The sequence below is a fragment of the Photobacterium halotolerans DSM 18316 genome, from assembly GCF_000425165.1.
Taxonomy (GTDB): domain Bacteria; phylum Pseudomonadota; class Gammaproteobacteria; order Enterobacterales; family Vibrionaceae; genus Photobacterium; species Photobacterium halotolerans.
Genome location: NZ_KE384322.1, coordinates 167,489 through 181,579, shown reverse-complemented (window position 1 = coordinate 181,579; position 14,091 = coordinate 167,489). Strand labels below are relative to the sequence as shown.

Annotated in this window: 13 protein-coding genes; 7 read left to right on the top strand and 6 right to left on the bottom strand. The window is 52.6% G+C overall.

Annotated elements, in window-relative coordinates:
• Positions 1-5 precede the first annotated feature (5 nt).
• The 5 genes from murC (at position 6) to lpxC (ending at position 6,067) form a co-directional block, all read left to right on the top strand.
• Positions 6-1,463 (top strand): UDP-N-acetylmuramate--L-alanine ligase, encoded by a 1,458-nt coding sequence (gene murC / locus H511_RS0118570; RefSeq protein WP_027253675.1) that lies wholly within the window; start codon positions 6-8, stop codon positions 1,461-1,463.
• Positions 1,464-1,762: 299 nt separating this feature from the next.
• Positions 1,763-2,515 carry a cell division protein FtsQ/DivIB gene (locus tag H511_RS0118565; protein ID WP_027253674.1) on the top strand — a complete coding sequence of 251 codons (753 nt, stop codon included), beginning with the start codon at positions 1,763-1,765 and terminating at the stop codon, positions 2,513-2,515.
• 27 nt (positions 2,516-2,542) lie between these two features.
• Positions 2,543-3,799 carry a cell division protein FtsA gene (ftsA, locus tag H511_RS0118560; protein ID WP_027253673.1) on the top strand — a complete coding sequence of 419 codons (1,257 nt, stop codon included), beginning with the start codon at positions 2,543-2,545 and terminating at the stop codon, positions 3,797-3,799.
• Positions 3,800-3,832: 33 nt separating this feature from the next.
• The gene (gene ftsZ / locus H511_RS0118555; RefSeq protein ID WP_027253672.1) at positions 3,833-5,017 is read left to right on the top strand and encodes a cell division protein FtsZ; all 1,185 of its coding nucleotides are present in this window, start codon (positions 3,833-3,835) and stop codon (positions 5,015-5,017) included.
• A gap of 132 nt (positions 5,018-5,149) precedes the next feature.
• Entirely contained in the window at positions 5,150-6,067 is a 918-nt protein-coding gene (gene lpxC, locus H511_RS0118550) for a UDP-3-O-acyl-N-acetylglucosamine deacetylase (protein WP_027253671.1), read from the top strand.
• Between the two features lie 62 nt (positions 6,068-6,129).
• Here the strand turns inward: lpxC and H511_RS0118545 are convergent, their stop codons facing one another.
• Entirely contained in the window at positions 6,130-6,588 is a 459-nt protein-coding gene (locus tag H511_RS0118545; RefSeq protein WP_027253670.1) for a DUF721 domain-containing protein, read from the bottom strand.
• 401 nt (positions 6,589-6,989) lie between these two features.
• Between H511_RS0118545 and secA the strand changes: the two genes are divergently transcribed.
• Positions 6,990-9,707 (top strand): preprotein translocase subunit SecA, encoded by a 2,718-nt coding sequence (gene secA / locus H511_RS0118540; protein ID WP_027253669.1) that lies wholly within the window; start codon positions 6,990-6,992, stop codon positions 9,705-9,707.
• A 118-nt stretch (positions 9,708-9,825) separates the two neighbouring features.
• On the top strand, positions 9,826-10,224 hold the full coding sequence (gene mutT / locus H511_RS0118535) for an 8-oxo-dGTP diphosphatase MutT (RefSeq protein ID WP_027253668.1): 399 nt from the start codon (positions 9,826-9,828) through the stop codon (positions 10,222-10,224).
• Between the two features lie 37 nt (positions 10,225-10,261).
• Here the strand turns inward: mutT and yacG are convergent, their stop codons facing one another.
• The 5 genes from yacG to H511_RS0118515 form a co-directional block, all read right to left on the bottom strand.
• A complete protein-coding gene (gene yacG, locus H511_RS24510) occupies positions 10,262-10,465 on the bottom strand; it encodes a DNA gyrase inhibitor YacG (protein WP_081669330.1) in 204 nt (67 codons plus the stop codon).
• A 7-nt stretch (positions 10,466-10,472) separates the two neighbouring features.
• Complete coding sequence (gene zapD / locus H511_RS0118530) at positions 10,473-11,237, bottom strand: cell division protein ZapD (protein WP_027253667.1); 765 nt, start codon at positions 11,235-11,237, stop codon at positions 10,473-10,475.
• A gap of 38 nt (positions 11,238-11,275) precedes the next feature.
• Complete coding sequence (gene coaE / locus H511_RS0118525; protein ID WP_027253666.1) at positions 11,276-11,887, bottom strand: dephospho-CoA kinase; 612 nt, start codon at positions 11,885-11,887, stop codon at positions 11,276-11,278.
• The gene (locus H511_RS0118520) at positions 11,884-12,771 is read right to left on the bottom strand and encodes a prepilin peptidase (RefSeq protein WP_027253665.1); all 888 of its coding nucleotides are present in this window, start codon (positions 12,769-12,771) and stop codon (positions 11,884-11,886) included. Before H511_RS0118520 ends, coaE begins: the two co-directional genes overlap by 4 nt.
• 86 nt (positions 12,772-12,857) lie before the next feature.
• Entirely contained in the window at positions 12,858-14,090 is a 1,233-nt protein-coding gene (locus H511_RS0118515; protein ID WP_027253664.1) for a type II secretion system F family protein, read from the bottom strand.
• Between the last annotated feature and the right edge of the window lies 1 nt (position 14,091).

Below are 14,091 nucleotides of genomic sequence, written 5' to 3'. Positions count from 1 at the left end.
GAGTGATGAGTAAACTGGATAACCAGCAAATAGCCAAAATCAGAACCATGGTGCCAGAGATGCGCCGCGTTGAGCGTATTCACTTTGTTGGTATCGGCGGGGCCGGGATGAGTGGCATCGCCGAAGTATTACTGAATGAAGGCTACCGTATCAGTGGCTCGGACATTACCCCGAACTCAGTGACTGAGCGCCTTGGCGAGCGTGGTGCGGAACTGTTTTTTGGTCACGCAAGCACCAATGTCGAAGGGGCCAGCGTGGTGGTGGCCTCGACCGCGATATCGGCGGAAAACCCTGAGCTGAAAGCAGCCCGTGAGCTGCGTATTCCCGTGGTCCGCCGTGCGGAAATGCTGGCCGAGCTGATGCGCTATCGCCATGGCATTGCGATTGCCGGCACCCACGGCAAAACAACCACGACAGCACTGACTACGCAGATCTACTCTGAAGCCGGACTGGATCCGACCTTTGTCAATGGCGGCCTGGTCAAGAGCGCCGGTACCAATGCCCGTCTGGGCTCCAGCCGCTATCTGATTGCCGAAGCCGATGAGAGTGATGCCTCTTTTATTCACCTGCAGCCTATGGTGTGTGTGGTGACTAACATCGAAGCTGACCATATGGAAACTTATGGCGGTAACTTTGAAAACCTGAAGCAGACCTTTATTGATTTCCTGCATAACCTGCCGTTTTACGGGCTGGCCGTGATGTGTATTGATGATCCTGTGGTACGGGAGTTGCTGCCGCGTGTGGGGCGTCAGGTCATTACCTACGGGTTTGCCGAGGATGCCGATGTCCGGCTGGTGAATTATCGTCAGCAGGGCCAGCAAGGGCACTTCTCGATCCTGCGCAAAGGGAAGCCTGAACTGACGGTCACCCTCAATATTCCGGGTCAGCATAATGCCCTTAATGCCGCCGCGGCCGTTGCTGTGGCGACGGAAGAAGGCGTTGAGGACGAAGCTATTCTGCGCGCACTGGTTGAATTTGAAGGAACCGGCCGCCGTTTTGATCACCTGGGTGAATTTGACAGCGGCAACGGTAATGTGATGCTGGTCGATGACTATGGTCATCACCCGAGTGAAGTGGATGTTACCATTAAAGCCGCTCGTGCAGGCTGGCCGGGTAAACGTCTGGTGATGGTATTTCAGCCCCACCGTTATACCCGTACCCGCGATTTGTACGATGATTTTGCCAATGTGCTGGAACAGGTGGATGTCCTGCTGATGCTGGATGTATACAGCGCAGGTGAAGTCGCGATCCCCGGGGCTGACGGCCGTTCACTGTGCCGTACCATCCGCGGACGGGGTAAACTCGATCCGATTTTTGTGCCCAACACAGCGGCATTACCGGGTGCTTTGGCCAATGTTATTCAAGAGAATGACCTTGTTCTGACGCAAGGCGCTGGTGACGTTGGTAAAATTGCCCGTCAGCTGGCCGCGATGGCACTCAACGTGAATGAAATGAAGAAATAGTGTGCTGGCATAACGGGTAAAGGCTAAAATCTGGATTATTTTGTGTCACTTTCTTGCACTTCTTCACTAAACTTGAAGAGAAAGCCGGAATAATTCTGCTTTGGCATGCACTTTGGTGTCTAAGCACAGGAAATTGCGAACAATGGTTGGAGAGCACCGAGTTGGTCGGTATAATCGGCCAGCTTTGTTGTCATATCCTGATTCTGGTGAAATTTTGTGGCTGGTAAGTGATCACTTGGCTTGTCTGGTCCATAAAATAACGGCAGACTGACATGATTCAGGAAATAAAGTGTTAAACCATGACAGAAACAGCCTTGAAACAGAGTAACTTGATTGGCGGTACTTTGTCCCAGTGGCGGGGATTGAGCTTTCTGGTGCTGGTCATCACCGCCATGGCCTGGTTGTTTGTTGCGGTAGTGCACTGGATGACAGATGCAAACCGATTGCCGTTATCCCAATTGATTATTCAGGGTGAGCTGCATCATCTGACCACAGATCAGGTCAGGCAGGGCATTCTTGAAATGGGCTCACTGGGCAGTTTTATGCTGCAGGATGTGGATGAACTTCAGCATGCCCTGGAGTCTTTGCCCTGGGTTGCCCAGGCATCGGTGCGAAAACAATGGCCGGATACCGTAAAAGTGTATCTGGTAGAACATCAGCCGGCTGCTATCTGGAATGACAAGTATCTGGTTAACCTGCAGGGGCAGGTGTTTCAGGCTCCGTCTTCCGATGTGTCGGGCGAGCCGATGGTAACGCTGGAAGGGCCGGATGGCAGCAGTGAAGAAATGCTCAGAACGTGGCGTGAAATGCAACCCGAGTTGCAGCGCGGCGGTTTAGAAATTGTTAGGCTGTCGTTGAATGAGCGGCGGTCATGGCGAATCTGGCTCAGTAATGGAATCCGGCTGGAGCTGGGTCGGGAAGCCAGAATTGAGCGTATCAAACGGTTTTTATGGTTATACCCGGAGCTGGAACAGCAGGGTAAAGCTGTTGATTATGTTGACCTCCGCTACGACACAGGTGTTGCTGTCGGATGGCAACAGAATAATGAATAAGTGGTTTCAGGAAAAGAGCGTGCGCTAATGACGAAGGCTACAGATAAAAAACTCATCGTTGGCCTTGATATCGGTACTTCCAAAGTATGCGCTTTGGTCGGCGAAGCATTACCGGACGGCCAGGTGAATGTCATTGGTGTGGGCAGCAGCCCGTCTAAAGGCATGGACAAAGGCGGCGTCAATGATCTGGAATCTGTCGTCAAATCTGTGCAAAGGGCGGTTGACCAGGCAGAATTAATGGCCGACTGCCAAATTGCCTCTGTTTATCTGTCGCTGTCTGGTAAACATATTCGTTGCCAGACCGAAAAAGGCATGGTGCCGATTTCTGATAAAGAAGTGACTCAGGATGACGTGGATAACGTCATTCATACGGCCAAATCGGTGAAAATCAGCGATGAGCACCGCACTCTGCATGTGATACCGCAAGAGTTCGCCATTGACTACCAGGAAGGTATCAAGAACCCTGTGGGTTTGTCTGGTGTCCGGATGGAGGCCAGCGTTCATATGATCACTTGCCACAATGATATGGCACGTAACATAGTGAAAGCCGTAGAGCGTTGCGGCCTGAAAGTGGATCAACTGATCTTCTCCGGGCTGGCTGCCAGTTATGCTGTACTGACGGCCGATGAGCGTGAACTGGGTGTGTGCGTGATAGACATAGGTGGCGGCACCATGGACATGGCGGTCTGGACAGGTGGTGCATTGCGGCATGCGGAAGTGATCCCTTATGCCGGCAATGTGGTCACCAGCGATATCGCTTATGCCTTCGGCACACCACCAGGTGATGCTGAGGAGATCAAAGTGAAGTACGGTTGTGCACTGAGCGAGCTGGTCAGTAAAGATGCCAAAGTCGACGTACCGAGTGTGGGAGGTCGGCCATCGCGCAGCCTGCAAAGCCAGACATTGGCCGAAGTCATTGAACCGAGATACAGCGAGTTGCTGGGTCTGGTTAATCAAAAGTTGGTGGAAATACAAGAACAATTGCGTAATACGGGCGTTAAACACCAGCTGGCCGCTGGGATAGTGTTAACCGGTGGAGCCTCACAGATGGAAGGGCTGGTCGAATGTGCCGAGCGGGTATTCCGTAACCAGGTACGTTTGGGCCGACCGCTGGCATTGAGTGGTCTAACGGACTATGTCCAGGCCCCGCATTACGCGACAGCAGTAGGCTTACTGCATTACGGAAAGGACAGTCAGACATTTGAAGATGGTGAACTTGAACCAAAACGGTCCGTTGCAGGTCTGTTCACTAAAATTAGTGGTTGGCTAAGAAAAGAATTTTAAACCTGATGCGAACAGGAAGAACGGAGAGAACACATGTTTGAACCGATGATGGAATTGTCTGATGAAGCGGTAATTAAGGTCATTGGCGTTGGCGGTGGTGGTGGTAACGCTGTCGATCACATGGTTCGTGAATCGATCGAAGGCGTACACTTTATCAGTGTCAACACTGATGCGCAGGCTTTGCGCAAGAGTAACGTCGGCACAGTGATCCAGATTGGTGGTGATATCACTAAAGGTTTGGGCGCAGGCGCTAACCCTCAGGTTGGTCGTGATTCAGCCCTGGAAGATCGTGAAGCGATCAGGGAAGCATTAGAAGGTTCTGATATGGTCTTCATCGCTGCAGGCATGGGGGGCGGCACAGGTACTGGTGCGGCACCTATCATTGCTGAAGTAGCGAAAGAACTGGGCATTCTAACGGTTGCTGTTGTCACTAAGCCATTCAGCTTCGAAGGTAAAAAACGGTTGGCGTTTGCGGAACAGGGTATTGAAGAACTGTCCAAACACGTTGATTCGTTGATTACGATTCCAAACGAGAAGCTGCTGAAAGTGCTGGGGCGTGGCATCACGCTGTTAGACGCTTTTGCAAAAGCGAACGACGTGCTGAAAAATGCCGTTCAGGGTATTGCTGAGCTGATTACCCGTCCGGGTATGATCAACGTCGACTTTGCAGACGTACGTACTGTGATGTCCGAAATGGGTCATGCCATGATGGGCAGCGGTGTGGCGACGGGTGAAGACCGTGCGGAAGAAGCAGCAGAAATGGCGATTTCCAGCCCGTTGCTGGAAGACATCGACCTGGCGGGTGCTCGTGGTGTTCTGGTGAACATTACCGCTGGTCTGGATATGCGTCTGGACGAGTTTGAAACTGTCGGTAATACAGTGAAAGCTTTTGCTTCTGATAACGCAACTGTGGTGATCGGTACGTCTCTGGATCCGGATATGACCGATGAGCTGCGTGTAACCGTGGTGGCAACCGGTATTGGTAAAGAGTCTCGTCCGGATATTACTCTGGTTACCAGCTCGGCCAAACCTGCAGCACAGGAAAAGCCTGTGATTCAGGAGAAGGAAGAGCCAATCGCAGCTAAAACGCCGGCACAACCCGCTGTCGCTGAGAAAAGTGTTCAGTCAGGATCTGCCGCTACGGCCGCCAAGCCTAAGCAGCAAGCTGATCATGATTATCTGGATATCCCAGCATTTTTGCGCAAGCAGGCAGACTAAGTTTACAGCCAGACTAAGTTTAAAAAATTTGGGTTAGGTCACATTTGGTGGTAATATGAGCGCCTGGCCGCCCTCAAGTTTGCAGATTGGTGGCCGATAAATAGTCATCAGTCAGTTGAGACGAGTAAGCAGATGATCAGACAACGTACACTAAAAAGCATCGTTAAAACGATTGGAGTGGGTTTGCATTCCGGACGTAAAGTGACGCTTATTCTGCGGCCTGCTGCCGCAAATACTGGTGTAATCTATCGTCGTACGGATCTAAATCCGCCGGTGGATTTCCCGGCTAATGCAGATTCTGTGCGAGATACTATGTTGTGCACCGCACTGGTGAATGATCAGGGCGTACGCATCTCAACTGTCGAGCACCTGAATGCTGCCCTTGCTGGTATGGGTATTGATAACGTTATTGTGGAAGTGGACGCACCGGAAATTCCTATTATGGACGGTAGCGCCAGTCCCTTTATTTATCTGTTGCAATCAGCCGGCATTGAAACGCTGAATGCGCCTAAGCGTTTTCTGCGTTTGAAAAAAACTGTTCGCGTTGAAGATGGCGATAAATGGGCGGAGCTGCGGCCGTATAACGGTTTCCGTCTGGATTTCGCAATTGAATTTAATCATCCGGCGATTGATTCCGATCAGCAGCGTCTGGTACTGGACTTCTCCAGCCAGTCGTTTGTGAAAGATATCAGCCGTGCCCGGACTTTCGGTTTTATGCGTGATATTGAATATCTGCAATCTCAGAACCTGTGTCTGGGTGGCAGCTTCGATAATGCGATTGTGCTTGATGATTATCGCATTCTGAACGATGAAGGTCTGCGTTTCGACAATGAGCTGGTGACGCACAAAGTACTGGACGCTATCGGCGACCTGTATATGTGTGGCCACAACATTATTGGTGAAATGGTGGCTTATAAATCCGGTCATGCCCTGAACAACAAGCTGCTGCGCGCAGTGCTGGCGGATCAGGAAGCCTTTGAATGGTCGACATTCCAGGACGAAGCCGAAGTACCGGTAACCTTTGCCCAGCCAGGCATGGTACTGGCGTAAAGCTGAGCTGTTAAAGAAAAACGTCAGACACTGTCTGGCGTTTTTTTTCGCCTGTGTGCCGGTTACTGGTTGTTGTGTTTGGCGAGAGCGGCCAGTCGCTCCAGACGGGCTTTAATTTTGGCTGGGGCATCCTGAGCGGTTTCCAGCAAAGACTGCGCGGCTTTCTGTGAGATAGGCTTACGTTTCAGCACAGAGGTACTGTTGGCTTTGACTTTAGTGGCCGCCAGGGCCGGATTGACACTGACCCTGATATCCTGAAGCTGAGGCAGCATATGTTCACGAAGCCGTTGCATCAGCTGGTTCCGTTCGTAATTCAGCCGCATTGACCAGGCTGCCGATGCGACTTCAATCACCAACACTCCTTGCCGGTAGTTGCTGACACGGCAGAGTTGCGCACAATTGAGATGCTGCTGTACCTGCACATTGAGCTTGTGCAGTGCCATCGCTCTTTGCTGGATATTGCCCAATGCCGTTTCGTCATCCAGCAGGCTGGCCGTTGTTTGTGGGCGGTGATCTCTCATTTTGACGCCGTAAAATTGAATTTAATGAATGTAAGAACACACCGGACGGAGTGAGATCTAAGTTTTACTATCTGGTCTCTAAGTTATCGCCTTAATGATAGGCGGACCAGAGAATATTTTTTATCATAACAAATTAAGGAAGCAGCCTGCGCTTTTTCTGGCGTTGAGGTGCATGGTTCCAATTCGTAAAGCGTGATATTGTGCCTTGATTGCCCTTGAAATTTAGCAAGGGAAACACAATATCTCCATCACAGACATTTGTTTTCAACCCAGCTTGAAGTTAGCGAATAGTATTGGGAAGGGCGGAGCATGGAAGGGCTTCGTTTTGATTGCAATTTATTGAGTACTCAGCCTGCGCTTGTGCTGGGATCTGACATCACAAAGAGTAAAACGGCATAGCCATGTTATCAAAACTACTGACTAAAGTTATCGGCAGCCGCAACGACCGTACCATTCGACGTTTGCGTAAAATTGTTGATGAGATCAACAAACTAGAACCACAATTTGAAAGCCTGCAGGACGAAGAGCTGAAGGCCAAGACGGCAGAGTTCCGTCAGCGTCTGGAGCAGGGCGAATCGCTGGACCAGCTGCTGCCTGAAGCGTTCGCAACCGTACGCGAAGCTTCTAAGCGTGTGTTCGGCATGCGTCATTTTGACGTGCAGCTAATCGGCGGCATGGTGCTCAACGACTGCCAAATTGCCGAAATGCGCACCGGTGAAGGTAAAACACTGACAGCCACCCTGCCGGCCTATCTTAACGCACTGACGGGCAAAGGCGTTCACATAGTGACAGTGAATGATTACCTGGCCAGTCGTGACGCAGAAACCAACCGGGCACTGTTTGAATTCCTGGGAATGACAGTGGGTGTGAACCTGTCTCAGATGCCGCCGCCGATGAAAAAAGAAGCCTATGCGTGCGATATCCTGTACGGCACCAACAACGAGTTTGGCTTCGATTACCTGCGTGACAACATGGCTTTCCGACCGGAAGACCGAGTACAGCGGGAACGCTTTTTTGCGGTTGTGGATGAAGTGGACTCCATCCTCATCGATGAAGCCCGTACTCCTCTGATTATTTCCGGTCCTGCTGAAGACAGCTCTGAGCTCTATACCCAGATCAATACGCTGATCCCTGAACTTGTCAAAGAGGATAAGGAAGACAGCGAAGAGTATCGTGGTGAAGGCCACTATACGGTTGACGAGAAATCAAAGCAGGTTCACCTGACAGAAAATGGTCAGGAATTTGTCGAAGAATTGCTCAAGCAACGCGAGTTGATGCAGGAAGACGACACCTTATACTCACCCGCCAATATTTCTCTGCTGCACCATGTGAATGCCGCACTGCGTGCGCACGTGCTGTTTGAGCGTGATGTTGACTATATCGTCAAAGATAACGAAGTCATCATTGTGGACGAACACACGGGCCGTACCATGCCGGGCCGTCGCTGGTCTGAAGGTTTGCATCAGGCGGTTGAAGCCAAAGAAGGCGTTAAAATTCAGAATGAAAACCAGACACTGGCCTCTATCACCTTCCAGAACTATTTCCGTCTGTATGAAAAACTGTCTGGTATGACGGGCACGGCGGATACCGAAGCCTTCGAATTCCAGAGCATTTACGGCCTGGAAACTGTGGTAGTACCAACCAATAAACCGATGATCCGTGATGATATGGGTGATTTGGTTTACATGACCGAAAGAGAAAAATTCGCCGCTATCACCGAAGATATTCATGCCCGTGTTGCCAATGGTCAGCCAGTGCTGGTGGGTACGGTCTCAATTGAGAAGTCTGAGCTGCTTTCCAGCCAGTTGAAAAAAGCCGGCATTGCGCACCAGGTGCTGAATGCCAAGTTCCACGAAAAAGAAGCGGATATCGTGGCTCAGGCCGGTAAACCTGGCTCGGTGACTATCGCGACCAATATGGCTGGCCGTGGTACAGATATCGTACTGGGTGGCAGCTGGCAGAGCGAAGTCGAAGCCCTGAAAGAGCCGACTGAGGAGCAAATTGCTGCGGTTAAAGCCGCATGGAAAGAACGTCATGCCGCGGTGCTTAACTCGGGTGGTCTGCATATCATAGGCACGGAACGCCATGAATCGCGCCGGATCGACAACCAGCTGCGTGGCCGTGCGGGTCGTCAGGGGGATGCCGGTTCTTCACGTTTCTACCTGTCGATGGAAGATGGCCTGATGCGTATTTTCGCCTCAGACCGGGTGTCCGCGATGATGAAAAAGCTGGGCATGGAAGAAGGTGAAGCGATTGAACACCCCTGGGTGACCAAAGCCATTGAAAATGCGCAGCGCAAGGTTGAGGGCCGTAACTTTGATATCCGCAAGCAGTTGCTGGAATTTGATGATGTGGCGAACGACCAGCGTAAAGTGGTGTACGAGCTGCGCGATGAACTGATGCACGCCGATGATATCAGTGAAATGATTTCGCATAATCGCGAAGATGTGCTGAACAGCGTGATTGATACCTACATTCCGCCGCAGTCACTGGATGAAATGTGGGATATCCCTGGCCTGCAAGAGCGCCTGAAAGCAGACTTTGACCTGGATTTGCCGATTCAGCAGTGGCTGGACAGCGATGATAAGTTGTATGAGGAAGCTCTGCGCGAGCGCATCGTTGCCGAAGCGGTCAGCGTGTACAACAGCAAAGAAGAAGCTGTTGGCGCCCCGGTACTGCGCAATTTCGAGAAAACCGTGATGCTGCAGAACCTGGATACACTCTGGAAAGAGCACCTGGCGGCGATGGATCATCTGCGCCAGGGGATTCACCTGCGCGGCTATGCCCAGAAGAACCCGAAACAGGAATATAAGCGTGAGTCTTTCGAACTGTTCGAGGGCATGCTTGAAAACCTGAAAGCCGACGTTGTGGCTATTCTGAGCAAGGTACGGGTGCAGCAGCAGGATGAGGTGGAACGTGTCGAGGCTGAACGCCAGCGTATGGCCGAAGAAATGGCCCGTCGCCAGCAATTCAACCATCAGGAAGCAGCCAGTGCTGTGGCCGAAACCAGCCAGGGCGGGGACGATTTCTCGACCGGTGAGCGTAAGGTTGGCCGTAACGAGCCGTGCCCTTGCGGTTCTGGCAAGAAATACAAACAATGCCATGGCCGAATTAGCTGATTGGGTAAGGTAATTAAACAAAGGCCGCGAATGCGGCCTTTGTTTTTTTCCGTCAAAGGTTAAAATCAGTCAGGTGCTCTGCTGACAGAGCGAAATAGTATTGGAACAGGTAAGCAGCGTGAATAAAAAACGAGTCTGGATATCGGCGGGCATTATCCTGAACCGCCAGCAGGATAAAGTATTCATTACCCGTCGTGCCGAAACGGCCCATAAAGGCGGCTTCTGGGAATTTGCCGGCGGTAAGGTAGAGCAGGGAGAAACGGCAGAGCAAGCGGTTATTCGGGAGCTGAACGAAGAAGTGGGGATCACCGCCACCGAGCTGGAGCACTTTATTGAGTTAGAGCATGACTATCCGGAAAAAGCCTTAAAGTTCGATTTTTTCCTGATCAAAGCCTTCGATGGCGAAGCGTACGGCCGTGAGGGACAACCCGGCCAATGGGTGACACTGGAGGCGCTGCGGGAATTCACTTTCCCCGAAGCCAATTATCCGGTCATTGATAAGCTGCTGGCTCGATAAACCAGCAGGCTTGGTAGCGGGTTGCTGACCCGCTATGTTACGCGTTATCTTCTGACCAGCCGTCTGAGTCTGACATGTCAGGGGCACCGGGTATGGCTTTTTCTTCTGCCGCCCATTCTCCTAAATCGATGAGCTGACAACGTTTGGAGCAAAAAGGCCGGTACGGACTGACGTCTCCCCATACAACGTCGGCCTGACAGGTAGGGCATTGGACTATCGTGGGTGTTCTTTGTTGCGACACGGGAACCTCAGCAAATCGCTAGTGTGAATTCAATTCTTTCGCTAACCGGATTATTCGTCGTGCTCTGTCCCTCATCAAAGGGCATGAATCGGATGGCAAACCGGCTACGGTGACCGGATATCATAGGGTAAACCCCATAGCTGGGGCAAATTTGCAATCGTAACAGGCTGGCATTTTCCGCATCATGCTGGAAAAAGCCGTTGCGGGCTATCTGGGGTTTAAAGTGGCCGGATTCCCTGGTGACTCTCAGCCACAGGTGAATCGCCTGTGCCATTGGTTTGAGCTGATCTAACCAGTACGCCATATCGGCCTGTTTGCCGTCCTGCGACAGGTGCAGCCAGTGATGCAGGCTGGGCAGATCGAAACAGCAACTGCCGCCGGGCAGCGAGAAGCGTTGTTTGATCCCGGCCAGGAAGCGATCCTCACGTAAGATCTGGCCCAGACGCGGAGCTGTGATCAGGTGGTGATGGATGGACGCCATTTGATCCAGCAGTGACAGCACGGCGCTTTGATCCACACCGTCGACATCCAGCCAGAGCTTGAGCTGGGATTGCTGTTTATCCAGATCTTTGGCCAGCTCACTTTTCACCTGGATCTGATCAAGAATATCCAGCACATCAAACAAAGCACGGAAAAAGAGCTGATAGTGCCAGGGATCTTCCGATTCACTGGTGTGATTCATTTGGAGCAATAAATACTCCAGTCGCAGGTAAATACGGACTTTTTCGTTTAACGGGTGTTCAAAACGGGTTGTCTGCCGGTTAGTCTGCATAGTGCGGGCCTGTTATTCATCTCTTGATCAGCGCTGTATCAATTGCGATCAGCCTGCTCACTCAGGAGCAGATATTGCTGATGCAGCCGGGCAACTTCACCGCGTAACTGGTGACTGTCACCATTGTTATCAATCACATCGTCAGCTGCCGCAAGCCGTTGCTCCCGGGTGGCCTGGGCCGCCAGAATTTTACGGACCTGATCGTCATTGACCTTATCTCGGACCGTGGTACGGGCTATCTGTATGTCTTCCCGAACATCAATCACCAGCAATCTGTCGGTCATGGCTTGCAGCTGATTCTCCACCATTAAGGGTACAACTAACAGGCAATAAGGCGAGTTGGCTTTACTGATATCCTGTTTCATTTGCTGGCGAATTATGGGATGCAGCAGGTTATCCAGCCAGGCTTTTAACGCTGGCTCATTAAAGATAGTCTCTCTGAGTTTACTGCGATTGAGCTGGCCATCTGTCAGCAGGATGTCATTCCCGAGGCGTTCAGCAATGGCTTTCAGGCCTGCTGAGCCTGGTGCCACGACGTCTCTTGCAATCAGATCGGCATCAATAATATCAATGCCATAGTTGGCAAACAGATTAGCCACTGTGGTTTTACCGCTGCCAATGCCGCCCGTCAGGCCGACTACCAAAGTCATAATGGGTATCCTATATATGTTCCTACATACCAGTTAAGCACGGGGCCCCCCCAAAGCAGGGCGATCCACCCGGCCAGAGCAAGATAAGGGCCGAATGAAAACGGCGTTTGCATACCCGCTTGACTGTCACTGTGTTGCATACGAAGCAAAATGATGCCACAGATAGCGCCGAGCAAGGAAGAGAGCAGGACAATAAAAGGTAGCAACTGCCATCCGGCCCAGGCTCCCAGTGCGGCCAGGAGTTTGAAATCGCCGTAACCCATGCCTTCCTTGCCGGTGAGCAGCTTGAATACCCAGTACAGGCTCCAGAGCGACAGATAACCGACCATGGCACCGATCACGGCAGCTTCCAGACTGACAGGGCTGATATCCAGCAGGGCCAGCAGCAAGCCTGCCCACATCAGGGGCAGAGTGAGCTGATCCGGCAGCAGCATTTTATCGATATCAATGAAAGTCAGAGCTATCAGGGCACAACCGGCGCCAATCACCGCCAGGCTCCAGGCCGAGAATGGCAACACCAGTGCGACGGCCAGCGCCGTGAGTGCTGTCAGAAGCTCGATGGCCGGATACCGGGCACTGATTCTTGCTTTGCAGTGGCTGCACCGGCCCCGGAGCAAGATCCAGCTAATAACAGGAATGTTTTCCCAGGCGCGGATTTTATGCTGACAGTGCGGACAGCTGGAAGCCGGAACACTGAGATTAAAGACGGGCTGGGGGCCAGTTTCTGCATGTTCCGAAAAGCACTCGGCGCAGTCTGCGCGCCATTGTCTTTCCATCATGACAGGCAGGCGCAGGATGACCACATTCAGAAAGCTGCCGGCGATCAGGCCGAAAACAGCGGCCGCCAGAGGGTAGAGCCAGGGATAGTAGGTCAGTAACGCCATGAGATTACTCATTTTCCATCAAGATATCCGAAGAACCGTTATTTTAGCCTGATTTTGCCGTCAGTAGCGAGCCGCAGGCAAATAACTCAACCGACGGCTTTCATCAGATCAAACACGGGCAAGTACATGGCCAGCAGCAAGATGCCGATAATGATCCCTATGACAAGTATCAGCACAGGCTCGAGCAGGGTTGTCAGCATTTTCAGCTGCTGCGACAGTGCGTGGTCATAATAAGCCGCCAGCTCGAACAGCAGAGCGTCAATGTTCCCGGTTTCTTCACCGACCATGATGAGCTGTATCAGGCGCTCCGGAATGAGGGTGCGCTGCGTGCCCATTCCTTGCCGGATCGCGGAGTGGAGCGGCTGTCCGCCGGCGACCAGCTTGGCAGCCTGACGGTAGGTGTGTTCCAGCACTCTGTTACCGCAGGTACTCGCGGCAAGATTCAGCCCGTCCAGCAAAGGGACGCCGGCCTGAAAAGTGGTGCCCAGAGTGCGGGTGAAGCGCGCTTGCGCTGCCAGTTGCAAACAGGTGCCTGCGAGCGGCAACAGCAGCGCCGCGCGGTGAAAACGGTATTGCCAGTGCAGGCTGCGACGATACTGCCAGCGGCAGAGCCCGGTTATCAAGGCCACACAGACTATGAGAAGCAGGCCATAGCGGCCGGCGCAGTCCGACAGAGTCAGCACAGTCTGGGTCAGCCAGGGGAGCTGGTGGCCCATGGTGGCAAACAGTCCGGCAAATTGCGGAATGATCCACACCAGCATCAGCGCAGTCACCGCCATGGCCACCACACAAACCGCAGCAGGGTAGAGCAGGGTATGGAACAGGGTACGCTGCAGCTGGTGATACTGTTCGCGGTACGAGGCAATCTGTTCCAGAATGTGCGGCAGTTGCCCGGCGAACTCACCGGCTTTGAGCAGGCTGGTGACGATGGCATCGCAACAGGGCGTGTGGCGGGCAACGGCTTCAGAGAGCGGGGTGCCGGATGTGACCTGCTGCTGGATACGGTTCAGTATGGCGGCGGCTTCCATCCGGCTCTGCTCTTTGGTCAGAATGGCCAGCGCTGCGCTCAGCGGCAGAGCGGCATTCAGCAAGCTGGCCAGTTGCCGGAACATGTCGGTCAGATCCTGCTGGCGGAAACGATGACGGCGACAGGTTAGCCAGCCGGGCCTGATGCGGCGGATGGACTGAGGTGTAATCGATTGAATGCGAAGGGAGTCCTCGACCTCGCCGGGCTGGAAAGCGACATGCACGCCGCTGGCGCTGCGGCCATTGTTGTGGCGTCCTCGCCACCGAAAGTAGCCTAATCGTTCAGCCGGCACT

Coding starts and splice junctions, on each gene's coding strand:
- murC (WP_027253675.1), top strand. CDS start 6: ATGAGTAAACTGGATAACCAGCAAATAGCCAAAATCAGAACCATGGTG.
- H511_RS0118565 (WP_027253674.1), top strand. CDS start 1,763: ATGACAGAAACAGCCTTGAAACAGAGTAACTTGATTGGCGGTACTTTG.
- ftsA (WP_027253673.1), top strand. CDS start 2,543: ATGACGAAGGCTACAGATAAAAAACTCATCGTTGGCCTTGATATCGGT.
- ftsZ (WP_027253672.1), top strand. CDS start 3,833: ATGTTTGAACCGATGATGGAATTGTCTGATGAAGCGGTAATTAAGGTC.
- lpxC (WP_027253671.1), top strand. CDS start 5,150: ATGATCAGACAACGTACACTAAAAAGCATCGTTAAAACGATTGGAGTG.
- H511_RS0118545 (WP_027253670.1), bottom strand. CDS start 6,588: ATGAGAGATCACCGCCCACAAACAACGGCCAGCCTGCTGGATGACGAA.
- secA (WP_027253669.1), top strand. CDS start 6,990: ATGTTATCAAAACTACTGACTAAAGTTATCGGCAGCCGCAACGACCGT.
- zapD (WP_027253667.1), bottom strand. CDS start 11,237: ATGCAGACTAACCGGCAGACAACCCGTTTTGAACACCCGTTAAACGAA.
- coaE (WP_027253666.1), bottom strand. CDS start 11,887: ATGACTTTGGTAGTCGGCCTGACGGGCGGCATTGGCAGCGGTAAAACC.
- H511_RS0118520 (WP_027253665.1), bottom strand. CDS start 12,771: ATGGCGTTACTGACCTACTATCCCTGGCTCTACCCTCTGGCGGCCGCT.